Annotated in this window: 22 protein-coding genes and 2 tRNA genes; 11 read left to right on the forward strand and 13 right to left on the reverse strand. The window is 54.4% G+C overall.

All coding sequences use genetic code 11. The annotated features are described in order from the left end of the window. Window positions 1-23 precede the first annotated feature (23 nt). Window positions 24-1,337: an NAD(P)/FAD-dependent oxidoreductase gene (locus EYY67_RS13150; RefSeq protein ID WP_131693707.1), complete on the forward strand. Its 1,314-nt coding sequence runs from the start codon at window positions 24-26 to the stop codon at window positions 1,335-1,337. A gap of 41 nt (window positions 1,338-1,378) precedes the next feature. On the opposite strand, the gene EYY67_RS13155 is transcribed toward EYY67_RS13150, so the two are convergent. Next, a complete protein-coding gene (locus tag EYY67_RS13155; RefSeq protein WP_162928528.1) occupies window positions 1,379-1,573 on the reverse strand; it encodes a hypothetical protein in 195 nt (64 codons plus the stop codon). Between the two features lie 194 nt (window positions 1,574-1,767). Between EYY67_RS13155 and EYY67_RS13160 the strand changes: the two genes are divergently transcribed. After that, window positions 1,768-3,495: a potassium/proton antiporter gene (locus tag EYY67_RS13160; RefSeq protein ID WP_095922555.1), complete on the forward strand. Its 1,728-nt coding sequence runs from the start codon at window positions 1,768-1,770 to the stop codon at window positions 3,493-3,495. Between the two features lie 50 nt (window positions 3,496-3,545). Here the strand turns inward: EYY67_RS13160 and osmE are convergent, their stop codons facing one another. Further along, a complete protein-coding gene (gene osmE, locus EYY67_RS13165) occupies window positions 3,546-3,878 on the reverse strand; it encodes an osmotically-inducible lipoprotein OsmE (RefSeq protein ID WP_095922556.1) in 333 nt (110 codons plus the stop codon). Between the two features lie 242 nt (window positions 3,879-4,120). On the opposite strand from osmE, the gene EYY67_RS13170 reads away from it, so the two are divergent. Beyond that, complete coding sequence (locus EYY67_RS13170; protein ID WP_119822245.1) at window positions 4,121-4,720, forward strand: cupin; 600 nt, start codon at window positions 4,121-4,123, stop codon at window positions 4,718-4,720. A 6-nt stretch (window positions 4,721-4,726) separates the two neighbouring features. Here EYY67_RS13170 and EYY67_RS13175 read toward each other — a convergent pair whose 3' ends face one another. The 6 genes from EYY67_RS13175 to EYY67_RS13200 form a co-directional block, all read right to left on the reverse strand. Beyond that, window positions 4,727-5,203 carry a GNAT family N-acetyltransferase gene (locus EYY67_RS13175; protein ID WP_095922558.1) on the reverse strand — a complete coding sequence of 159 codons (477 nt, stop codon included), beginning with the start codon at window positions 5,201-5,203 and terminating at the stop codon, window positions 4,727-4,729. Between the two features lie 65 nt (window positions 5,204-5,268). Next, complete coding sequence (locus EYY67_RS13180) at window positions 5,269-6,861, reverse strand: methyl-accepting chemotaxis protein (protein WP_415838656.1); 1,593 nt, start codon at window positions 6,859-6,861, stop codon at window positions 5,269-5,271. Between the two features lie 244 nt (window positions 6,862-7,105). Further along, window positions 7,106-8,173 carry an ABC transporter ATP-binding protein gene (locus EYY67_RS13185; RefSeq protein WP_095922560.1) on the reverse strand — a complete coding sequence of 356 codons (1,068 nt, stop codon included), beginning with the start codon at window positions 8,171-8,173 and terminating at the stop codon, window positions 7,106-7,108. Next, the gene (locus EYY67_RS13190; protein ID WP_131693709.1) at window positions 8,166-9,935 is read right to left on the reverse strand and encodes an ABC transporter permease; all 1,770 of its coding nucleotides are present in this window, start codon (window positions 9,933-9,935) and stop codon (window positions 8,166-8,168) included. Before EYY67_RS13190 ends, EYY67_RS13185 begins: the two co-directional genes overlap by 8 nt. Window positions 9,936-10,022: 87 nt before the next feature. Beyond that, window positions 10,023-11,111: an ABC transporter substrate-binding protein gene (locus tag EYY67_RS13195; RefSeq protein WP_095922562.1), complete on the reverse strand. Its 1,089-nt coding sequence runs from the start codon at window positions 11,109-11,111 to the stop codon at window positions 10,023-10,025. 198 nt (window positions 11,112-11,309) lie between these two features. After that, window positions 11,310-12,200, reverse strand: a complete 891-nt coding sequence (locus EYY67_RS13200) for an SDR family oxidoreductase (RefSeq protein WP_131693710.1) — start codon at window positions 12,198-12,200, stop codon at window positions 11,310-11,312. A gap of 123 nt (window positions 12,201-12,323) precedes the next feature. Between EYY67_RS13200 and EYY67_RS13205 the strand changes: the two genes are divergently transcribed. Next, window positions 12,324-13,241 carry an AraC family transcriptional regulator gene (locus EYY67_RS13205; RefSeq protein ID WP_119822241.1) on the forward strand — a complete coding sequence of 306 codons (918 nt, stop codon included), beginning with the start codon at window positions 12,324-12,326 and terminating at the stop codon, window positions 13,239-13,241. Between the two features lie 74 nt (window positions 13,242-13,315). On the opposite strand, the gene EYY67_RS13210 is transcribed toward EYY67_RS13205, so the two are convergent. Continuing rightward, window positions 13,316-13,403: transfer RNA gene (locus tag EYY67_RS13210), tRNA-Ser, on the reverse strand. A 196-nt stretch (window positions 13,404-13,599) separates the two neighbouring features. After that, window positions 13,600-13,687: transfer RNA gene (locus EYY67_RS13215), tRNA-Ser, on the reverse strand. A gap of 260 nt (window positions 13,688-13,947) precedes the next feature. Between EYY67_RS13215 and yccA the strand changes: the two genes are divergently transcribed. Both yccA and tusE read left to right on the forward strand, forming a co-directional pair. After that, the gene (gene yccA / locus EYY67_RS13220; RefSeq protein ID WP_095922565.1) at window positions 13,948-14,610 is read left to right on the forward strand and encodes an FtsH protease modulator YccA; all 663 of its coding nucleotides are present in this window, start codon (window positions 13,948-13,950) and stop codon (window positions 14,608-14,610) included. A gap of 106 nt (window positions 14,611-14,716) precedes the next feature. Continuing rightward, window positions 14,717-15,046, forward strand: a complete 330-nt coding sequence (tusE, locus tag EYY67_RS13225; protein WP_131693711.1) for a sulfurtransferase TusE — start codon at window positions 14,717-14,719, stop codon at window positions 15,044-15,046. Between the two features lie 6 nt (window positions 15,047-15,052). Here tusE and yccX read toward each other — a convergent pair whose 3' ends face one another. After that, window positions 15,053-15,331, reverse strand: a complete 279-nt coding sequence (yccX, locus tag EYY67_RS13230) for an acylphosphatase (RefSeq protein ID WP_095922567.1) — start codon at window positions 15,329-15,331, stop codon at window positions 15,053-15,055. A 98-nt stretch (window positions 15,332-15,429) separates the two neighbouring features. Here yccX and rlmI point away from each other — a divergent pair, with 98 nt between their 5' ends. Both rlmI and hspQ read left to right on the forward strand, forming a co-directional pair. After that, on the forward strand, window positions 15,430-16,623 hold the full coding sequence (gene rlmI, locus EYY67_RS13235; RefSeq protein ID WP_095922568.1) for a 23S rRNA (cytosine(1962)-C(5))-methyltransferase RlmI: 1,194 nt from the start codon (window positions 15,430-15,432) through the stop codon (window positions 16,621-16,623). A 124-nt stretch (window positions 16,624-16,747) separates the two neighbouring features. Further along, entirely contained in the window at window positions 16,748-17,065 is a 318-nt protein-coding gene (gene hspQ / locus EYY67_RS13240; RefSeq protein WP_131693712.1) for a heat shock protein HspQ, read from the forward strand. A gap of 87 nt (window positions 17,066-17,152) precedes the next feature. Here the strand turns inward: hspQ and EYY67_RS13245 are convergent, their stop codons facing one another. Further along, complete coding sequence (locus tag EYY67_RS13245) at window positions 17,153-17,566, reverse strand: CoA-binding protein (protein WP_119822240.1); 414 nt, start codon at window positions 17,564-17,566, stop codon at window positions 17,153-17,155. Window positions 17,567-17,754: 188 nt separating this feature from the next. Between EYY67_RS13245 and EYY67_RS13250 the strand changes: the two genes are divergently transcribed. Then, complete coding sequence (locus tag EYY67_RS13250; protein ID WP_131693713.1) at window positions 17,755-18,405, forward strand: DUF2057 family protein; 651 nt, start codon at window positions 17,755-17,757, stop codon at window positions 18,403-18,405. Between the two features lie 118 nt (window positions 18,406-18,523). Then, window positions 18,524-18,985, forward strand: coding sequence for a methylglyoxal synthase (mgsA, locus tag EYY67_RS13255; protein WP_095922572.1), 462 nt, complete (start codon window positions 18,524-18,526; stop codon window positions 18,983-18,985). Between the two features lie 50 nt (window positions 18,986-19,035). Here the strand turns inward: mgsA and helD are convergent, their stop codons facing one another. Next, window positions 19,036-21,090: a DNA helicase IV gene (gene helD, locus EYY67_RS13260; RefSeq protein ID WP_095922573.1), complete on the reverse strand. Its 2,055-nt coding sequence runs from the start codon at window positions 21,088-21,090 to the stop codon at window positions 19,036-19,038. A gap of 176 nt (window positions 21,091-21,266) precedes the next feature. Between helD and EYY67_RS13265 the strand changes: the two genes are divergently transcribed. Continuing rightward, complete coding sequence (locus EYY67_RS13265) at window positions 21,267-21,728, forward strand: YccF domain-containing protein (protein WP_131693714.1); 462 nt, start codon at window positions 21,267-21,269, stop codon at window positions 21,726-21,728. Window positions 21,729-21,753 lie beyond the last annotated feature (25 nt).

The raw sequence follows: 21,753 nt of genomic DNA on the forward strand, positions 1-21,753 counted from the left end.
GGAACCCAAAGAAGGATGTCACCATGAGTGCTCAAACAGGAAGTCCCCGCGCTGCCGGTGTGCCGCACACCGACAGCTATTACGCCAGTTCCGTCAACGACCACGCGCCGTGGCCGGAGCTGACGGACAATATTGAGTGCGATGTCTGTATTGTCGGTGCCGGTTATACCGGCATCTCTTCTGCTTTATATCTCTGCGAAGCCGGGTATGACGTGGTGGTGCTCGAAGCCGCCCGCGTCGGCTGGGGCGCCAGCGGGCGCAACGGCGGACAAGTGGTCAATTCCTACAGCCGCGACATTGATGTGATTGAAGACCGCTACGGACGTCAGACCGCCGATATGCTCGGCAGCATGATGTTTGAAGGCGCGAACATTATCCGTCAGCGTATCGACCAGTACGCCATCGACTGCGATTACCGTCCCGGTTGCATCTTTGCCGCCCTCAGTGCGCGCCAGCTGGCGAAACTGCGGGATCAGCAAAAGCTGTGGAACCGGTACGGTCATACTGAACTGAAACTGCTGGATGAAAGCGCCATCCGCCGCGAAATCGCCACCGACCGTTATGTCGGCGGGCTGCTGGATAAAAACGGCGGTCACCTTCATCCGCTGAATCTGGTGCTGGGTGAGGCCGAAGCGGTACGCCGTCACGGCGGGCGGATTTATGAAGGCTCCGCCGCCACGCGCATCGAACACGGCGAACCGGCACGGGTGCATACCGCCAAAGGTCAGGTCAAAGCGAAGTATGTGATTCTGGCGGGTAACGCCTATCTGAGTCAGCAACTTGCGCCGCGCCTGACGCGCCTCAGCATGCCGTGTGGCTCGCAAATTGTCGCCACTGAACCGCTGTCGGATGACATGGCGCTCTCGCTGTTGCCGAACAATTACTGCGTCGAAGACTGCAATTACCTGCTCGATTATTTCCGTCTCACCGCCGATAACCGCATGTTGTATGGCGGCGGCGTGACGTACGGCGGCAAAAATCCGCCGAATATCGATTCGGTGATCCTGCCTAAACTCAACCGCACCTTCCCGCAGCTGAAAGGCGTGAAGATTGATTACCGCTGGGGCGGCAATTTCCTGCTGACGTTATCGCGCCTGCCGCAGTTTGGCCGGCTGGAAAATAACGTCTATTACATGCAGGGTGACAGCGGACACGGCGTGACGCTGACGCATCTGGCCGGCAAGCTGATCACTGAAATGCTGCGCGGCGATGCCGAACGTTTCGATGCCTTTGCCCGGCTGCCGCACATGCCGTTCTTCGGTGGCCGCAACTTCCAGGTGCCGTTTACCATGCTCGGCGCGGCGTATTATTCCCTGCGCGACCGGCTGGGCGTCTGACGGTTGTTCCCCGCAGGTATTCTGCGGGGAATAACGATTTGTCAGGCTTTTCCCGCCACCGGAAATTCGCTGTCAGTGCCGACTTCGGGCAACTCATTCAGATCTGGCTCGATCCCTTGCGAAATGTAATCTTTTGCGGCAATCGACTGTTCATTGCCTGCCGCATCGCGGATCAGCACATGTTTGATCGCCCCGTCTTTCATCACCTCACGGTGTACACCGGTAAATTCACTCATTGTGGTTTCCTTTTTGATCAACTGCACAAAGACATTGTTCATCTCTAAGCATAGTTTTTAATTCTTAAGTGCAACTAATAAAAATCCTAAATGACCTCAGCAACGCGCTCATTTTCCTGATAAATTAAAGGCATTGTCACTGATGACGACACCGCCCGCCCCCTCGCCATTCATGCTTTACAAGGAGAACACTCTTGGACGCCAGCACGATTAATACACTTTTCTTTATTGGCGCCCTGTTAGTTGCGGCGAGCATTTTGCTCAGTTCGTTCTCTTCTAAGCTTGGCATCCCTATTTTGGTCATTTTCCTGGCAATCGGCATGCTGGCCGGTGTCGACGGGATTGGCGGTATTGCGTTCGATAATTACCCGGCCGCGTATCTGGTCAGTAACCTGGCGCTGGCGGTGATTTTACTCGACGGCGGGATGCGGACCCGCGCTTCATCTTTCCGCGTTGCCCTGTGGCCTGCCCTGTCGCTGGCCACCGTCGGCGTGCTGATCACCGCCGGTCTGACCGGACTGGCCGCCGCATGGCTGTTTAATATCAACCTGATGCAGGGCTTACTGATTGGCGCAATTATCGGCTCGACCGATGCGGCGGCCGTCTTCTCCCTGATCGGCGGTAAGGGCCTGAACGAACGTGTCAGCGCCACGCTGGAAATTGAATCCGGCAGCAACGACCCGATGGCAGTGTTCCTGACCATCACCCTGATCGACATGATTTCCAAAGGCCAGCACGGCCTGAGCCTGATGTTTGTGGTGGATGTGGTCCGCCAGTTTGGTCTCGGCATTGTGTTTGGTGTCGGCGGCGGATGGCTGCTGCATAAACTTATCAACAAAATTACCCTGGCGGCCGGTCTGTATCCGCTGCTGGCATTCAGCGGCGGTTTGCTGGTGTATGCGGCGACCATGTCACTGGAAGGCAGCGGCATTCTGGCGGTGTATCTGTGCGGTCTGATGCTCGGCAATATGCCGATCCGCAACCGCCACGGCATTTTGCAGACCTTCGACGGACTGGCGTGGCTGAGCCAGATCGGCATGTTCCTGGTGCTCGGTTTGCTGCTGACCCCCAGCGATCTGCTGCCGATTGCCATCGCGGCGCTGGCGCTGTCGTTGTGGATGATCCTGCTGGCGCGTCCGCTGTCGGTGTTCGTCAGCCTGATCCCGTTCAAAAACTTTACCCTGCGCGAGCGGTTCTTTATCTCGTGGGTCGGTCTGCGCGGCGCGGTGCCGATCATTCTGGCGGTGTTCCCGATGATGGCCGGTCTGCCTAACGCGACGCTGTATTTCAATGTCGCCTTCTTTATCGTGCTGGTTTCCCTGCTTCTTCAGGGCACGTCATTAGGCTTTGCGGCGAAAAAAGCCAAAGTGCTGGTGCCGCCGCAACCGACCCCCATTTCCCGCGTCGGGCTGGATATCGATGTGTACAACGACTGGGAACAGTTTGTGTATCAGCTGGGTTCCGACAAATGGTGCGTCGGTGCTGCACTGCGTGATCTGCAAATGCCGCAGGCAACACGCATCGCGGCGTTATTCCGGGGCAAAGAGATGCTGCATCCGACCGGCAGTACGCGGCTGAAGGAAGGCGATATTCTGTGTGTGATCGGCCAGGAAAAAGATTTACCGGAACTGGGCAAACTGTTCAGCGACAGCAATAAAGTGGTGCTGGATGACCGCTTCTTCGGTGACTTTATTTTGCAGGCCGATGCGCCGCTGGATGCGATTTCACAACTGTATGGTCTGAATCTGGAAGAGACGGTCGATCAGTCGCAAACCCTGGGGCATTTCGTGATCAAACTGCTCGGTGGCGAACCGGTTATCGGTGACCATATCGAATGGGACGGACTGACGTGGACAATTGCGGAAATGGACGGGAATCGGGTCAGTAAAGTCGGTGTGAGGATTGTGACGCAGAAGGCATAAAATTATAGCTCCCCACCCTTCGCAGGGGGAGGAGCTAAATCATTACGGTATTACTGACCGGCTTGCGGGTCTTTGTCGTAGTCTGAACAAGACTGATAGCCTTTATTCATGACATGACCGGTGTCGTTAAAGCTGACGAAGTAAGTCTGTGCTTTACCATCACGCGGCGCGACCGCATAAGTCTGACAAGTCCCTTTCGCATGAACCAGAGTCGCTTCCGTTGACGGCGGCCCTGCAATGGCACGAACCTGCGATTTCGTCATCCCGACTTTCACGTCGCTGACAACCGGCTCTTTCACGTAACTCGCTGCACGGTCGTAAGTCTGACACCCTGCCAGTACCGAAACTGCTGTAGCAACCACAAGTAACATTTTCTTATTCATAACTTCTCCTCCTGAGTATTTTTGTCTTGTTAAGCATAGAGGACATAAGGGATTTTGCCAGCCGATATGACTTCTATTTGTTGATTGCTACAGATTTTAAGTTTTTTCTGATAACCGGAAATAACCTTTTTAGCGCGGCCTGACGGACATTTTTTCTGTGAGTGAAAAGAGGATATTCAGCGCTTTTTGATCTATACATGAAAGAGGTAAGCCATTGATTGCGCGACAAGGAGCCATTCCTGATGCATTTGGATCGACGCCGGTTCGTTACTTTGCTGGGTGTTTTTGCCCTGATGCCACTCCCCCGGAAAGGCTTCGCGACGCCCAGAGAGGTTGCTATGGATACAGTGTTGATTAACAAACCTGACGGCGGTGTGCCGAATAACACCCTGCCGGTACTGATTTATCACCGCGTCATTCCGCCTGATACCGCCGATAATGCCGGTTACCTCGAACACCTTTTCCGTTCAAACGGCTGGCCGCCACAGTGGCGCTATCCGGTGTATACCTTCACCCATTTCCACTCCAATACCCCGGAGGCGCTGGGCGTGTTTGCCGGTACGGCGAAACTGCAACTCGGCGGTGAACACGGCAAGATTATTGAGGTAAACGTCGGGGATGTATTGCTGCTGCCTGCCGGAATTGGCCATAAGCAGATTTCAGCGGATGAAGATTTTATGCTGGTCGGCGCGTATCCGCCGGGGATGAAAGCCGATTTATGCCACGACGAGCTGCCGCAACTGGCGGCACGGACCAAAGCGGTGAAGGACGTGCCGCTGCCTGCCACCGATCCGGTGACCGGACACAGTGAAGGCAGCATGCTGGTCTGGCATAAAAAGTAAAACCGGTCACAGCGGCAGCATCATCACCGTGACCTGCTCCCCCGCCAGCTCGCGTTGTTCAGCTTCCTGCCAGCCCAGACGGGCATACAATGCCTGCTGATCCGGCGTGTACAGCCACAGCGCGTCAATGCCTGCGGCGCGGGCTTTTTTCACACAGGCCCGCACCAGCGCGCTGCCGATGCCTTTTCCGCGCACAGGCGCACAGGTAAAGACTTCACCCAGCCAGTATTCCCGTTCCGCACGATCGGCCAGTTCATAACGGATCACACTGGCGGTGCCCGCAATCCCCTGTTCATCCGCCAGCGCCACCAGGGTGAACTCATGGTGACCGGCGCTGATACGCGTCTGTAAGCGCTGACTGATCCGCGCCGGTTCCGCCCAGTTTTCAAACGCCGACCATTCTTCATGAAGAAGTTGCGAAATTGCCGGGATATGTCCCGTATTTTCTGCCAGCGAACAAATTTCCAGCCCGTTGATGACCATTCAAAATCTTCCAGATGACTGAGGTGATGTCACAATTTGTCCGGCGGCAGCGTGCCTGTCAAGCCTCAGGCCGCTGTCAGGGCAAACCGCGCCACGGCTTTTTCCAGCCGCTGCGACTGATCCAGTAACTGCCGGGATGACGCCGCGGCATGATCGGCCAGTTTGCCATTTTGCAGGGTCACCTGCTTGAGCGCGGTGATGCGTTCGGAGACATCGTGAACACTTTGCCCCTGATACTGCGTCGCTTCTGAAATCTCCTTCACCAGCGCGCTGAGGCCGTTGAAGATATGAATGATCTCTTCCAGACTCTGGCTCAACACATTGACCGATGCGGAGCCGCGACCGATTTGCTGCACGGATCCGTCAATCAGCTGATGGATACCGCGCGTCGAATGGCTGCTCTTTTGCGCCAGCAGACCGATTTCTTTCGCCACCACCGCAAACCCGCGTCCGTGCTGCCCGGCATGCGCCGCTTCAATGGCGGCATTCAGCGCCAGAATGTTGGTCTGGAACGCCACGCTGTCGATCATCGAAACGATGCTGCTCATTTCTGACGACTGGCTGACGATCTCTTTCATCGCGGTGTCCACCTGCCCCATCACTTCACCGCCGCGTGTCGCCACGCCTTTCGCCTGCTCGGCCCGTTTGCTGGCCTGCTGCGCATGGAGGGCGTTTTCTTTCACCCGTTCATTAAGATGCGTGATGTGCTCGGTGGCGGCTTTCAGCTCTGTGCTCTGAATCGCCGCCTGTGCCGATAATTGCTCATTACCTTTCGCCATCTGATCGATATTCAGCATGATGTGCGCAGACGCATCACGCACCTCACTGACCAGTTTTTGCAGCCCGCGCTGCATATTACGCAGGCTGACGCCCAGCTCGCGGACTTCGGTTACCCGCGCATTATCGTCTTCGACATCGCGCGATAAATCCCCGGCAGCCAGCACGCTGATGTGCCCGATCATGCGTTGCAACGGACGGATAATCCACGCAGACACCCCGCGCCAGACCAGCACCGCAATCACCGCCAGAATGGCCAGCGCAGCCATAAACAGGGTTTTCGCCTGTGTCAGTGCATTCAACAGCCGGTCGCTCAGTGACACTGCCGTCCGTTCGTTAACAGCCAGATAAGCATAATATTTTTGACTGAAATCATCCTGAAACGCCTGGATCGGCACTTCAAAGAAAGCATCAATATTGTTGTTTTTTTGCAGACCATCCGCCTGTTCACGCAACCCGTCGCAGAACATCTGATAGCTGGCCTTCAGGTCTGTGGCGGCCTGATTGCCGTCTTTGGTCATCTTCTGAAACTGCGTGAAGGCTTTCTGCGATGCGGTCAGTGAGCCGAGCGATTCTTCCATCAGGCTGTTCCAGCTGCCGACCGAGCCGGTTTCTTTATCCTGCATGTAATAAATGCCAGCACGGTTGAGTTTGTCACTGGCCATCAGCAGTTCCATGCGGGCTTTATCCATCACGGCTTGTTGCTGACGCAAATTTTCGGTGGCGATCACGTTGTTTCGCGCATCCTGCAGGATGTTGGTGAGCACGACGGTGGAGAAAATCTGCAAAGCAGAAAATAGGGCGATAACACAAATTACCCCAAAAAGTATTCCCCGTGGACGTCTGAAGAAAGCAGATCGAAACAATCTGTTGAATGGCATCTTACCAGTAAGTGAAAGAGTGGTTAAATTCATGATTATTCTGCATTATTTAAACAAGAAGCAGAATTTTACTCGCGGGAAATGACAGAAATATTTCAATAAATTGTCCGACTTACGGTAATACCCTAAATAATTGAAGCTGCAGGAAGGCGGCAAGCGATGGGATCCCGATGAGCTTACATAAGTAAGTGATTCGGGTCCCTGAACGCAGCCAACGCACCTGCAGCTTTAAGTATGACGGGTATTATTTAGGGAAGATCCACACATGGTTTTCGGGAAGTGCCAGACGGCAATGCTGCGGGTCGCGCACGTCGGTGCCATACGCGCGAATGACAAAATCATCGCCAGCCGTGCGGAACAGATATTCCCAGCGGTCACCGAGATACATGCTGGTCAGCAACGGTAATTCCAGCTGATTCTCGCCCGGTCCGTCGGCCAGCACCACGCGTTCGACGCGGATCACCGCCGTGCCATCCTGTCCGGCCTGCACGCCCTCTCCCGCCTGCCCCCACAGCACCCAGCCGCTGCCTTCGATGCGCGCTTTGCCGTCGCGCACTTCAGTGACTTTGCCGTGCAGACGGTTGTTGCTGCCCATAAACTCTGCGGTAAACAGCGTTTTCGGCGAACCGTACATTTCCTGCGGCGTACCCTGCTGTTCAATTTTGCCGTTGTTGAGCAACAAAATACGATCCGAAATCGCCATCGCTTCGTTCTGGTCGTGCGTCACCATCAGCGCCGACAGCCCGAGTTTGATGATCAGTTCGCGCAGGAAAACCCGCGCTTCTTCACGCAGTTTGGCATCAAGGTTCGACAGCGGCTCATCGAGCAGGATCACCGGCGGGTTGTAAACCAGCGCACGGCCAATCGCCACGCGCTGCTGCTGTCCGCCGGAAAGCTGATGCGGATGGCGCTTGCCCAGATGCCCCAGCCCCAGCTGATTCAGCACGTCCTGCACACGTTGAGTGATTTCCCCGGCTGATACTTTGCGTAGTTTCAGCGGATACGCCACGTTCTCAAACACGGTTTTGTGCGGCCACAGCGCGTAAGACTGAAACACCAGCCCGAGATTGCGCTCTTCGGCCGGAATTTCGCTGCGCGGCGTGCCGTCGTAGACTTTGTTTTTGCCAATGACGATGGTGCCTTTCACCGGTTTTTCCAGCCCGGCCACCGCCCGCAGTAAGGTGGTTTTGCCGCTGCCGGAAGGCCCGAGCAATGACACCACTTCGCCGCGTTTCAGTTCCATGGAAACGCCCTTCAGCACCGGATTGTCGCCATAAGTTAAGTGCAGATTGTCGACCGATAATTCAATCATGTAATTTGACTCCGAAACGAAGGGCAATACCCAGACCTAACACCACCAGCAGGATGTTAATAAAGGAGAGCGCGGCAACGATATCAATGGCACCCGCCGCCCACAGGGAAACCAGCATCGAGCCGATGGTTTCCGTGCCCGGCGACAGCAGATAGACACCAGTGGAATATTCGCGCTCGAAAATCAGGAACATCAGCAGCCACGAGCCAATCAGGCCGTAACGCGACAGCGGAATGGTGACGTGACGGGTGATCTGCCCGCGCGTCGCACCGGTACTGCGCGCCGCCTCTTCCAGCTCCGGCCCGACCTGCAACAGCGTCGAGGAGATCAGCCGCAGGCCGTACGCCATCCACACCACGGTATACGCCAGCCAGACACTGAAAATCGTACTGCGCAGCGATCGCAGCCAGACCACCAGGTTATCGCGCAGCCACTGCGACCACGGCATACCGGAAAGCCAGCCGGATTTGAGCGCGTTATCCAGCCACATCGGCAGGAACAGAAACACCCACAGAAACGCCAGACCGGCCAGCAGCCCCGGCACCGCACGCGGCACCAGTACGCTGTAATCGAGGAAGCGGGTCACGCCGTCCGGTTTACGGTGCATCGCGATGCCGATAAACAGATAACAGGCCACCGCCAGCGCACCGCCGATCACACCAATCGCCATGGAGTTGACGATAGCGCGCAGCAGGTTGGGTTGTTCCCAGATCGTGCGAAACGTATTGAGTGACAGTTCATCCCAGATGGACACGCCGACACCCCAGTTGGAGATAAACGCGCGCAGCATCACGCCAATCAGCGGAACGCCGATGGTCACCGTCAGCCAGAACGCCACCACGGCACCGGCTACCCAGCGCCATTTGCCAAGCGGCAAGGCTCGCGCCTGTGACGCCTTACCTTTCACCGTGACAAAACGGTTGGCCGTACGCATCAGGCGGCGCTGCAACATCACCAGCGGAATAGTGATACAAATCAGCACCACGGCCACCGCAGCCATCAGGTGATAAGACGGCGTGCCAAGTTTGTTGGTCAGCTGATACAGATAGGTCGCCAGCACCATGTTGCCTTCCGGGTCGCCGAGCACCAGCATCAGCCCGAACACTTCCAGCCCGAGGAAAAACAACAGAACCGTGGCGTAGAGAATCGACGGGCGCACCATCGGCAGACTGACGGCGGTCATCACCTGCAACGGCGAGGCACCGGCGGTACGCGCGGCTTCTTCGACATCCGACCCGACGCTGCGCAGCGCCGAGGAGATATACAGATACGCGTGCGGAACGTGCGTCAGACCGGCAATCACCACGATGCTCGACATGTCGTAGATGTTCCACGGCACGAACCCAATGATCGACTGCGCCCACAGCGAGAAGAACCCGACCGGCCCGGCCGCCACCACATAACCAAAACCCAGCACCATCGGCGAGACGAAAATCGGCACCAGGATCAGCGGTTCAATCACGCGTCTGCCCGGTAAATCGGTACGCACCATCAGGAACGCCAGGATCCCGCCGAGCGGAATGGCGATCACCACCAGCCCGAAGGCCAGAATAAAGCCGCTTTTCAGCGCCTTATAGAAATCCGGATCGGTAAAGATGAATCCAAAAGATTCAAGGCTCCATTCTTTCGACGGCGAAAAGAACGGCGCGGAGAGGAAACTTTGTATCACGATGAACGACAACGGGATGTAGATAATCAGCGCCGTTATCAACACCACAATGCCGCGCGGCAGGCTCTGCCACTTTCTGCGCAATGCGTTCATGTTACTTCCCTTCGGTTAGAAACAAGGAGAGCGAAATCAGGCAGGAAAAAGGAAGCGCGACGGAAAGTGACGCGCTTCGATATGCCACTACTTGGCAGCTGCGGTACGCCACTGTTTGATGTAGTCGAGGCGTTTTTTCTGTTGCAGGTATTCCAGCAAGGTTTCATCCACCGGGATGGGTTTGAGCGCATTGCCCAACATTTTGGTCATGCCGTCGATATCGTTTTTGCCTTCGATATCGTTACGGATAGACGGGATATCCGCCTGATTGGCCAGAATGCTCTGCCCTTTCTCAGACAGCACGTAGTCCAGCCACAGTTTGGCGGCGTTGCTGTTTTTCGATTCCTGACTGATGAAGGACACGCGGGAGAGCACCAGGGTGTAATCCTTCGGATAGGAGATACCGAGTGACGGATCCGTTTTGGCGCGGGCCTCGGCGTAAGAACCAAGGATGTTAAAGCCGATCAGGTTTTCGCCGGAAGAAACGCGTTCCATCATGGTGCCGGTGGAAGACTGCACCGCTAAACCGCCTTTGGCGACGTCAGCCAGCGTTTTGAAATAATTCGGATCGGCTTTGAAATCCTGCACCGACAGCATGAAGCCGAGGCCGGATTTTTCGATGTCGTAAGTCGTCACTTTTTTGTTGAATTTTTCGGTCTGGCTGGCAATCAGTTTCGCCAGTGCCGCGTGCGAGTCCGGCACATCACCGGCCGGGATCAGACGTTTGTTATAGATAAACACCACCGGCTCATAGGTCGTGCCGTAGGCTTTGTCTTTCCACACCGCCCATTTTGGTAACTGCGCCTGTTCCGGGGATTTGTATTCCTGCGCGTAGTCGGTCGCCAGTTTCAGCGCCGTGTCCATGGAGGAACTCCAGACCACGTCGCCACTGGTGCCGCCCGCCGCCTGTTCACTGATATAACGGTTGTACAGTTCGGTGCTGTTCATGTCGTTATATTCGACTTTGATACCCGGATACGTGGCCTCAAAGCCCTGGATCAGCGGGCCTGCGGCTTTGGTGTCGGTGGTGGAATAGACCACCACTTTGCCTTCTTTGGTCGCCGCATCGACGATTTTTTGATAACCGGCCGGGTAGCCCTGAGGTAATGCAGACATTGCAGAGGAAGACATCATTACAGCCGCAGCAATCAGAGAGAATCGTAAGTTGTTCTTCATTATTGTTAACCTCTAGTTACATTTGGGAAACTAAAAATCAACATAGCGCATAACATCGGGCAGGCAATGGGGTAATTTTTTTATCTTCACGATTTGTGAGTCGGGGCGTTTTTTAGGCAATTAACACCATAAAAACCACGGAGGAAAACGCAAAACAGGCCACCGGAAAGACCTGTTTTGCGTCCGGTTCAAAGAGGATTATTTAAAATATCCGGCCGTATTTATATCTGTCAGTAAATCCGGATGCGCCGGTGTCCAGCCCAGAATATCGCGGGTGATCTGACTGGAGGTCGGATTATTCAGCGAAGCAAAATGCGTGAACCAGCCAAAGTGCGCCGTCAGATCTTGCCCGTTTTTACTGACCACCGGCAGGTTAAGGTGCTTGCCAATCAGTGTGGCAATTTCGCGAAATGGGACGCCTTCCTCTGAGTTCGCATGATAAATCGCATTCTGCGCGCCTTTCTCCAGCGCCAGCACAAACACCTTCGCCGCATCAAAACGGTGAACGGCAGGCCAGCGGTTTTCGCCTTCACCGGGATACGCTGATTCGCCTTTTTCCCGCGCCATCGCGATGATCATCGGCACAAAACCGTGGTCGCCCGCGCCGTGCACCGACGGCGGCAGCCGCACCAGTGATACCCGCACGCCCTGCTCCGCCAGCGCGACAACCGCGAGATCAGAGGCCACTCGGGGATTCTGTCCCTGCGGATCAGGTAAATCCTTTTCCGTCGCCAGACGTCCGGTGTTTACCAGCGCGGTGCCGGATGTCACGATCAGCGGTTTATCCGTGCCTTTCAGCGCCGCACCCAGTGCGCCAATTGCCCGCCGGTCTTTTTCACAATTCTCGAGAAATTTCGAAAAGTCATGGATAAACGCCGTGTGGATCACGCCGTCTGCCTGCGCCGCGCCGGACGTCAGACTGTCCGGATCTTCAATACTGCCGCGATGCACGTCAGCCCCCGCGTCAGTCAGCGCCTGCGCCGAAGCATCCGAACGGGCTAGCCCCAGCACCTGATGACCGGCACGCAGTAATTCCTGCACCACCGCAGAACCGACAAAACCCGTTGCTCCTGTCACGAATACACGCATCTTAAAATCCCCTGTGGTTGGCTGATAAAGGTGAATGGCTTACGCAGCACACTATAGGCACTGGAGAAAAGACGATCTATGCGCTAATGTCCGCATTATCTTTGCGATCGTCCGGAGTCATTAATGGATCCTCTTTCTGATGTGTTATCGCTGCTGAAGCCGCGCAGTTATATGTCCAAAGGTTTTGAAGCCGGAGGGGCGTGGTCGGTACAATTTCCCGACCATTATCAGTCGATTAAATGCAATGCGATCATTACCGGCGAATGCTGGCTGGCGGTAGACGATGTGCCCGGCGCGGTACATCTCAAAGCCGGTGATTGTTTTGTGTTGCCTGGCGGCCGACCTTTTCGGCTCGCCAGCGATCTGAGTATTCCGCCCGTCGATGCTGGTCCGATTTTCCAGCAGGCGCTGGATGGCGGTACGGTGTCCTGCAACGGCGGCCGGGATTTCTTTCTGACCGGCAGCCGGTTTGCGGTCAGCGGCACTAACGCCGCCACATTGCTGGCGATGCTGCCGCCGGTGGTGCATATCTCGAAAGAATCCGACAAAGAGAGTTTGCGCTGGGCAGTTGAGCGGATGATGCAGGAATTACGTGATCAGCGGCCCGGCGGATTACTGATCGCACAGCACATGGCGCACATGATGCTGGTTCAGGCGCTGCGGATGCACGTCGATAACGCGCCGGAAGGGGAAAACAGTGGCTGGTTTGCCGCGCTGGCAGATAAGCAGTTATCGAAAGCACTGAATGCGATGCATGAAAATCCTGCGCAACGCTGGACGGTGCAGACGCTGGCGGAACGGGCGGGCATGTCGCGCTCCGTGTTCTCGCAGAAATTTAAGCAGGCCGTCGGCAGTGCGCCGCTGGAATACCTGACGCGCTGGCGGATGTTGCTGGCCGGAGACCGGCTGGCAAACAGTAAAGAACCGGTTTCAGCGGTAGCCCTGTCACTCGGTTATGACTCTGAAAGTGCCTTCAGCACAGCGTTCAAACGCACACTCGGATGTTCGCCGAGACAGTACGGCCAGCAGGCCATACGCTGAAGTCAGGCAGGGATGCCTGAATTTCAGACACAAAAAAAGCCGCTAATGGCTTAGCAGCTTTGATGTGTTGTTTATGGCGGAGGAGGAGAGATTCGAACTCTCGAATGGTTTCCCATCGCCGGTTTTCAAGACCGGTGCCTTCAGCCGCTCGGCCACCCCTCCGTAAACAACAAGCACTTTACGACGTCAGTCGTTCAGTACGGGGCGTAGTATACAAGACAGAAAAAAAGATGCAAACATTATTTTCGGTCTAGTTTGTTGATTTTATGAACATTTACATCGCCTTCACAATGTATGTTCATAAATGACAGACACAAAAAAAGCCGCTAATGACTTAGCAGCTTTCTTGTGTTGTTTATGGCGGAGGAGGAGAGATTCGAACTCTCGAATGGTTTCCCATCGCCGGTTTTCAAGACCGGTGCCTTCAGCCGCTCGGCCACCCCTCCGCAACGAAGCGAACTATAAACAGTGGCGATCCGCTTGTAAAGCCTGATTCTGTTCGTTTGCCTGAAAAAACGCCATTCCGTTCTCAAATGGCGATTTAAGCATCATAACGACGATTTTGACGTCGGGAAACCGCGCCCTGCCCGCCCTGAGCAGGTAAAGAAGGGTAAAACGTCTTTAATGACGCAACACCACTCCTTACACTGCAATCTGTTTGTATTTTCACCGACTCCAACTTTTTGTTAAGAGTGAGAATTTTATTATGGATCGTATCGTTGCCTCTTCGTCATCACGCGCTGGCTCGTTGCTAAGCACGCACCGGGTGCTGCGTAATACTTATTTTCTGTTAGCACTGACCCTCGGCGTTTCCGCGATCACGGCGACGGCGAGCACGGTTCTGAGATTGCCCTCTCCCGGTTTCCTGCTGACTATCGTCGGCTTCTACGGGCTGATGTTCCTGACCTACCGCACGGCCAACAGCCCGGCGGGTATTTTATCGGCTTTCGCCCTGACCGGTTTTATGGGGTATACGCTGGGGCCATTGCTGAGTTCGCTGCTTTCAGTCGGTGCCGGTGACATTATTATGCTGGCGCTGGGCGGTACCGCGCTGGTGTTCTTCTGCTGTTCAGCCTATGTGCTGACCACGCGCAAAGACATGTCGTTCCTGTCCGGCATGATGATGGCAGGCTTTGTGGTGCTGCTGGTGGCGGTGATCGCCAACCTGTTCCTGCAAATCCCGGCGTTGTCACTGGCGATCAGCTGCCTGTTTATTCTGTTCTCCGCAGGTGCGATTCTGTGGGAAACCAGCAACATCATTCACGGCGGCGAAACCAACTATATTCGCGCGACCGTCAGCCTGTATGTCTCGCTGTACAACATCTTTGTCAGCCTGCTGAGCATTCTGGGGATGTCATCACGTAACTGATGAGCCTGATGTAAACCGAAGCCCCGCCCCTGTGCGGGGCTTTTTATTTTTACTGTCCGCTGTTTTTGCTAAACTGGTGGCTGCATTTTTACGGGTTTGAGGTTGTATGCTGGAGTTTGAAGGTCAGGTTATTGAAACCGACGCTCAGGGTTACCTGAAAAACAGTCAGGACTGGCAGGAAGGGATGGCGCTTCTGCTGGCCGCACAGGAAGACATCACGCTGACCGACGCGCACTGGGAAGTGGTACGGTTCGTGCGCGGGTTTTATCTCGAATTCAATACTTCACCCGCCGTGCGTATGCTGGTGAAGGCGATGGCACAGAAATACGGCGAAGAGAAAGGCAACAGCCGCTATCTGTTCCGGCTGTTCCCGAAAGGCCCGGCCAAACAGGCGACCAAAATTGCCGGTCTGCCCAAGCCAGTGAAGTGCCTGTAAAAGACTTCAGTATTTGATTTTAAAATCGCTGTAATGACCGGGTGCGGTCGGTTCGCTGAGCACGCGATCCACCCGGGCATGTTTCGGCCCGCCCTGCTTCAGCCAGGCTAACAGCTGGTCGACTTTTTCCTGATCCCCGCACGCCACCACTTCGACGCTGCCATCCTCAAGATTTTTCGCATAACCGGTTAACCCCAATCCGGTTGCCTGATGTTGGGTCGCAAAACGAAAACCGACGCCCTGCACCATGCCGTACACATAGGCGGCTATACTGACTGTTGCCATAATATTCTCTCCGTTAGCGGTATGGTTCGTTGCAATTTCACCTGCATGACCGGACAATGTCGCTCTTTTTTGTCTCCGAACCGACAGAACCTAATTTTATGACTGCACGTTTAATTCTGGCCAAAGGCCGTGAAAAATCACTTCTTCGTCGCCACCCGTGGGTGTTTTCCGGTGCTGTTGCACGCATCGAAGGTAAAGCCCATTCCGGCGAGACTATAGATATTGTAGACAGTCAGGGAAAATGGCTGGCACGCGGTGCCTATTCGCCGTCCTCACAGATCCGTGCGCGCGTCTGGACATTTAAGCAGGATGAAGACATTGATATCGCGTTTTTCATCCGTCGTTTGCAACAGGCGCAGAGCTGGCGAGACTATATCGCTAAACGTGACGGACTGGACGGTTATCGCCTGATTGCCGGTGAATCCGACTGCCTGCCCGGTATTACTATCGATCGTTTCCAGAATTTTCTGGTGCTGCAATTGCTGTCAGCCGGTGCGGAATACCAGCGTGCTCCGCTCATCGCGGCGCTGCAACATTGTTATCCGGAGTGCGCCATCTGGGATCGCTCTGATGTGGCGGTGCGTAAAAAAGAAGGTCTGGAACTGACGCAAGGCCATGTGGTGGGTGACGAGCCTCCTGCCCTGTTGCCCATTCAGGAACACGGGATGAGCCTGCTGGTTGATATCAAAGAAGGCCACAAAACCGGCTTCTATCTTGATCAGCGTGACAGCCGTCTTGCCGCACGCAATTATGCCGCAGGCCGTAATGTCCTCAACTGCTTCTCCTACACCGGTGCTTTTGCTGTATCGGCACTGATGGGCGGCTGTACAAAAGTGACCAACGTGGATACCTCGCAGGCCGCACTCGACGTGGCCCGCCAGAACGTTGAGCTGAACAAACTGGACCTGTCAAAAGCGGAATTCGTGCGCGAAGACGTCTTCCAGTTGCTGCGTAAATACCGCACGGAAGGTCAGCAGTTCGACATGATTGTGATGGATCCGCCGAAATTCGTGGAGAACAAAAATCAGCTGGCAAGCGCCTGTCGCGGCTATAAAGATATCAATATGCTGGCGCTGCAACTGTTGCGTCCGGGCGGTATCCTGCTCAGCTTCTCCTGCTCCGGTCTGTTGCCGACCGATCTGTTCCAGAAAATTCTGGCCGATGCGGCGCTGGATGCGGGCCGTGAAATACAGTTCGTTGAGCAGTTCCGTCAGGCCGCTGACCATCCGGTGACCGGCGCTTATCCGGAAGGATTGTATCTGAAAGGTTTTGCCTGCCTGGTCATGAACTGAAGGTAAGCACTGCGTGCTGTTACGACGGCACGCGGGCGAATTTTACGCAGATTACGTGGTCAGAACTTGAAATAGCACGTTTTATCTCCATATAGAGATAAGTGAATTATTTTGGGAGGTGACTATGATTGCCAGTAAATTCGGTATCGGCCAGCAGATACGCCACAGAATGTTAGGTTATTTAGGCGTAGTGATTGATGTCGATGCAGAGTATTCGCTCGATAAGCCCGACGTAGATGATGTCGCTGCTGACGATTCCATGCGCACCGCGCCCTGGTACCATGTCGTGATGGAAGATGAGGAAGGCCAGCCGGTGCATACCTACCTGGCGGAAATTCAGATTGATCATGAAGCGGCGCGTTCACATCCGGAACAAACCTCTCTGGATGACTTAGCCGAATCGATCCGCAGCCAGTTACAGGCACCGCGCCTGCGTAACTGAGCCATCTCGCTAAAACCTGTTGATATGAAAAACCGGCCTTTACAGCCGGTTTTTTTGTCACTTTTTCAGCCCACCGCAGGACCGTGATTATTTTTCCATGCCCAGCCGCGGGAGTTCAATTTTCGGGCAGCGGTCCATCACCACTTTCAGACCTGCCTCTTTAGCCAGCACGGCAGCCTGCTCATTGATCACCCCAAGTTGCAGCCACAATACTTTCGCTTTAATCGCAATCGCCTCCTGCGCCACGCCATAAGCGGCATCCGCATTGCGGAATACATCCACCATATCAATTGGATGAGGGATTTCCGCCAGCGAACCGTAGGCTTTCTGCCCCAGAAGTTCCTGCCCTGCCAGTTTCGGGCTGACCGGGATCACGTCAAAGCCCTGAGACAGCAGATAGGCCATGACGCCGTAGCTCGGACGCCCCGGATTATCACTGGCACCGACCAGCGCGATGGTTTTTACTTCCTCAAGGATCTTGCGGATATCATTGTCTTGCACGGGATTATCTCCTTTGACCGGTATGGGTTAAGTGTAACGCAGCATGACCAATCCGACAGCCTGCGGCAGAAAAAGTCCCGCGTGAAATGCCATGGCGTGTGAAATTAAAACATTTTGTAAAACTTTGACACACAATCCGCATTGCGGAATAATAGCGAAGGAGCAATGGGGTATCCGGGGAGAGAAGAATGAAAGTCTGTCATGCGCTGGTCGCATTAGCGAGTCTCAGCCTGATGGTGTCAGCTTCGGCGACCTCACTCAAACTGTCCCCCGATGTCGATGTTCTGGTTATCGACGGCAAACAAATGTCTGGCGCAATCCTTAAAGGTGCGGACAGTCTTGAACTTGACGGCGGCCAGCATCAGATCCTGTTTCAGGTCAGCAAAACGATGCGGGCCAATCCACCGCAGCTTTACCACTCCCCTGCCCTTATCGTTACCTTCAATGCTAAAGGCAATCGCTCAGTGTCTTTCGTGCTGCCAAAACTGACCAGTGAAGATGAAACGGCGCAATTCAGTCAGCAGATGAACTATCAGCTGGTTGACGACCAGGGCAGACAAATGCCAACACAGCGCGATGTTCTGAATATGTACAATCCCGGCCATGCCGCTGACGCTGAAAAGTTAATGATGACCTACAATTTGTCGGGCGCGCGTGCGGCCGTGCCGTCGTTTGCCAGGGCCAGCACGGATAAAAAATCGGCTTTAGCCACTGAAACGCCTTCACAAATCTCTATCGCGTATCTCCATCCGCTGTGGACGCGTCTGGCGGCGAATGCAGGCATTGAGCGTTTATTGCTCTGGTTAACGCTTCCGGATAAACAGGAACAGACCTCGTAATTTAATCTGCATCACGCATTCCCCTTCTTAACGCCGAATTATTGCCCCTGAGCTATGCAGTAAAACGGAGTTTCAGTATTCTGTGATCCACTCTTACTTTCGCGTTGAAGGGAATTAGATGGAATACACCACCCGCACGATCGCAAAACAAAAACACATAGCTCTGGTTGCGCATGACCACTGTAAAAACACCCTGATGAAATGGGTGGACAAAAACGTGGATGAACTGTCGAAGCATGTGCTTTACGCGACCGGCACTACGGGGAATCTGGTGCAGCGCAGCACCGGCATTAATGTTAAAAGCATGCTGAGCGGTCCGATGGGCGGCGACCAGCAGGTGGGCGCCATGATCGCAGAAGGCAAAATCGATATGCTGATTTTCCTTTGGGATCCGCTGAATGCCGTGCCGCATGATCCGGACGTGAAAGCCCTGCTGCGTCTGGCGACGGTCTGGAATATTCCGGTCGCGACCAATCTGGCTACGGCGGATTTCCTGATCCAGTCTCCGTTATTCCAGTCCGAAGTGGACATCACCATTCCTGATTATCAGCGCTATTTATGGGCACGTCTGAAAGAGTGATAGGTCAGTACATCGTCATAAAAAACCCGGCAAAAGCCGGGTTTGTCATTTCAGGGCTTGCGCTGTACCGGCACGCCGAGATCTTCAAGTTGTTCGACAAAAACCGAAGGGCGGGTTTTGTCCTGCAGCAGCCAGACCTGATGTTTTGCGCGGGTCATCGCCACATACAATAAGCGCCGTTCTTCGGCATCCATAAAGTTTTCAGGCTCCGGCAATAACACCTCTTCCAGCAACGATTCCCGCGCGGGTGCAGGGAAACCGTCATTGCCTTCATGCAAACCGGCAATAATCACGTATTCAGCCTGTTGCCCTTTACTGGCGTGAATGGTCATAAAATCCAGATTGAGTTTCGGCCAGCGCGTGGCCGCTTTTTCCAGAATCTGCGGACGAAGATGATGATAACGGGCCAGCACCAAAATATGCTCGTCGGCCGTGACATAGCCGCTGAGTTTATCCAGTAACTTTTCCAGCTGATCTTCTGGCAGGATCACCACATTTTTCTTGTTGCCTTTGGTCAGGCTGTTCAGCGGTTTCTTCAGCTGATAGGGGTTTTGCTGCACAAATTTATTGGCGATTTCGCCGATACGGTCATTAAAGCGATAAGTGGTATCCAGCGCACATTGCGCCCCTTCGCCAAAATTGTCGGCAAATGCGGTGGTCAGGGAAAGCTCTGCGCCACTGAAACGATAGATCGCCTGCCAGTCATCACCGACCGCAAACAGACTGCTATGTTTGTTGAGCTTACGTAACGCCGACAGCAGCAGCGCACGCTGGGGTGAGATATCCTGAAATTCATCCACCAGAATATGCTTCCACGGGCTGACAAACCGGCCTTTATCCAGAATATTGACCGCCTGATGGATCAGGCCGGAGAAATCTACAGCCCCTTCTTCTTTCAGCGCCGTTTTCCAGGCTTTAAGCAACGGTGCCATCAGCCGGATGCGTTTCGTGAACAGGTCCTTCACTTCTTCCGACGCGCTTTCAATCATTTCGGCCTGACTGCCGCCGTGCATGCGCATCAGGCTGAGCCAGCGTTCCAGCCGGCTGCCCAGACGCTCCGCCAGCGATTTATTTTTCCAGTAATCACCGTCAGGCACCGTCCATTCCAGTTCGTCTGTCATCCATTGCCGCCAGCCGCTGGCCTGCACTTTTTTCTCAGCACATTGCTGTTGCCATGTTTTGATCAGCAGACTGCGGCGCGCCTTTGAATCGGTTTCCAGCTTGCTGATTTTAGGCACTTTCTTGCTGCCTTCCTGGATAATCTGCAATGCAAGGGCGTGAAACGTTTTCGCCTTGATCCCTTCTGTCTGCAAACGCTCTTTTATACGTCCGTTCATTTCATCGGCGGCCTGACGGCCAAAAGCCAGCAACAAAATCTGTTCCGGTAATGCTTCCTGACGGCGCAACAGCCAGCCCGCGCGGGCCACCAGCACCGATGTTTTGCCGCTGCCCGCCCCCGCCAGCACCAGTACCGCATCTTCGCCATTGACGACGGCGCGACACTGGCTGTCATTGAGGGGCGACACTTCCACCGTATCGAAAAAGTCACGATTATCGGCAATCACCCTTTCGGTCCACGCCAGATTGCGCTGATCAACGCTGCGTTTCCCCTGCTCGAGCCAGCGCAGGCAGGTCTGGTAATCTTCCCGACAATTATCAAATTCGCTGAGACGTTCAACAGGCACCGGGATGGCAGAAAAAGCGTCGGCGATGTCCTTCTGCACATCCGCCAGATCAGCGCGTTTGAACCATTTATCCTGCTGTTCTATCTGCGTGATTTTTTCGATTTGGCCGTGCAATACCCCGGCGCTGACCTCGCTCATCTCCAGACTCCAGGTCTGCCAGATGTTCAGGAGGTAATGGTAGAAACGCTGCGTTTCCTGCCATTCCGTGCCATGCAGGCGCACCACTTTTTGGTCAGGTAATTCAAACTCAAGTTCCCCCCAGACGATGCCACGCTTACAGCGGATCTGGATGAGCTGATTAAAAGGGATCAGGTAGTGATGTTTGTCGCCGCTGACTTCCACGCCGGCATTGAGCAGACGCACCCGGTTATAGGGGTGTTGCGCCAGATGTTTCCCGAATGAGGTCGATTTCAATTCCATATCATCACACCGTTTTTTCTCTTTAATTCAGTCATTTTACATGCAAGTGCATTTAAGAGTTTACCTTTGATAAGCGCAGGCGATCCACGTTCCAAAACAAGGTAGAATAAGAGGTATGTTTCTTTGCAGGGAACATGAATTTTTTCAACTTTTTAAATTCTTTGGGAAGAGCTGACATGCGTACCGTACTCAACATTCTTAACTTTGTTCTGGGCGGATTTTTCACCACGCTCGCCTGGTTGTTCGCCACACTGGTCAGTATCGTGCTGATTTTCACCCTGCCGCTGACCCGTTCGTGCTGGGAAATCACCCGTCTTTCGCTGATGCCCTTTGGCAACGAAGCGGTACACGTCGACGACCTGTACCCGGAAAAACGCAACGTGCTGCTGTCAGGCGGTGGTACTCTGTTGAATATCTTCTGGTTTATTTTCTTCGGCTGGTGGTTATGCTTGTCGCATATTGTCGCCGGTATCGCGCAATGTATCAGTATTATCGGCATCCCGGTGGGTATTGCGAATTTTAAAATCGCTGCCATAGCTCTCTGGCCCGTGGGCCGCAGGGTGGTATCCGTCGAGCTGGCAAAACAAGTTCGTGAAGCCAATGCAAGCCGTCAGATAAAAAACGGACGCATTCGCTGATCGCGATTTTTCATCATTTTTGAAT

Source organism: Rahnella victoriana (assembly GCF_004330295.1).
GTDB classification, from domain to species: domain Bacteria; phylum Pseudomonadota; class Gammaproteobacteria; order Enterobacterales; family Enterobacteriaceae; genus Rahnella; species Rahnella victoriana.

Bases quoted from the DNA above. Each gene is read 5' to 3' on its own strand.
- EYY67_RS13265 (WP_131693714.1), top strand. From the start codon at position 21,267: ATGCGTACCGTACTCAACATTCTTAACTTTGTTCTGGGCGGATTTTTC.
- EYY67_RS13205 (WP_119822241.1), top strand. From the start codon at position 12,324: ATGGATCCTCTTTCTGATGTGTTATCGCTGCTGAAGCCGCGCAGTTAT.
- EYY67_RS13180 (WP_415838656.1), bottom strand. From the start codon at position 6,861: ATGCCATTCAACAGATTGTTTCGATCTGCTTTCTTCAGACGTCCACGG.
- helD (WP_095922573.1), bottom strand. From the start codon at position 21,090: ATGGAATTGAAATCGACCTCATTCGGGAAACATCTGGCGCAACACCCC.
- yccA (WP_095922565.1), top strand. From the start codon at position 13,948: ATGGATCGTATCGTTGCCTCTTCGTCATCACGCGCTGGCTCGTTGCTA.
- tusE (WP_131693711.1), top strand. From the start codon at position 14,717: ATGCTGGAGTTTGAAGGTCAGGTTATTGAAACCGACGCTCAGGGTTAC.
- EYY67_RS13155 (WP_162928528.1), bottom strand. From the start codon at position 1,573: ATGAGTGAATTTACCGGTGTACACCGTGAGGTGATGAAAGACGGGGCG.
- EYY67_RS13190 (WP_131693709.1), bottom strand. From the start codon at position 9,935: ATGAACGCATTGCGCAGAAAGTGGCAGAGCCTGCCGCGCGGCATTGTG.
- yccX (WP_095922567.1), bottom strand. From the start codon at position 15,331: ATGGCAACAGTCAGTATAGCCGCCTATGTGTACGGCATGGTGCAGGGC.
- osmE (WP_095922556.1), bottom strand. From the start codon at position 3,878: ATGAATAAGAAAATGTTACTTGTGGTTGCTACAGCAGTTTCGGTACTG.
- EYY67_RS13185 (WP_095922560.1), bottom strand. From the start codon at position 8,173: ATGATTGAATTATCGGTCGACAATCTGCACTTAACTTATGGCGACAAT.
- EYY67_RS13150 (WP_131693707.1), top strand. From the start codon at position 24: ATGAGTGCTCAAACAGGAAGTCCCCGCGCTGCCGGTGTGCCGCACACC.
- EYY67_RS13170 (WP_119822245.1), top strand. From the start codon at position 4,121: ATGCATTTGGATCGACGCCGGTTCGTTACTTTGCTGGGTGTTTTTGCC.
- hspQ (WP_131693712.1), top strand. From the start codon at position 16,748: ATGATTGCCAGTAAATTCGGTATCGGCCAGCAGATACGCCACAGAATG.
- rlmI (WP_095922568.1), top strand. From the start codon at position 15,430: ATGACTGCACGTTTAATTCTGGCCAAAGGCCGTGAAAAATCACTTCTT.
- EYY67_RS13250 (WP_131693713.1), top strand. From the start codon at position 17,755: ATGAAAGTCTGTCATGCGCTGGTCGCATTAGCGAGTCTCAGCCTGATG.
- mgsA (WP_095922572.1), top strand. From the start codon at position 18,524: ATGGAATACACCACCCGCACGATCGCAAAACAAAAACACATAGCTCTG.
- EYY67_RS13195 (WP_095922562.1), bottom strand. From the start codon at position 11,111: ATGAAGAACAACTTACGATTCTCTCTGATTGCTGCGGCTGTAATGATG.
- EYY67_RS13200 (WP_131693710.1), bottom strand. From the start codon at position 12,200: ATGCGTGTATTCGTGACAGGAGCAACGGGTTTTGTCGGTTCTGCGGTG.
- EYY67_RS13175 (WP_095922558.1), bottom strand. From the start codon at position 5,203: ATGGTCATCAACGGGCTGGAAATTTGTTCGCTGGCAGAAAATACGGGA.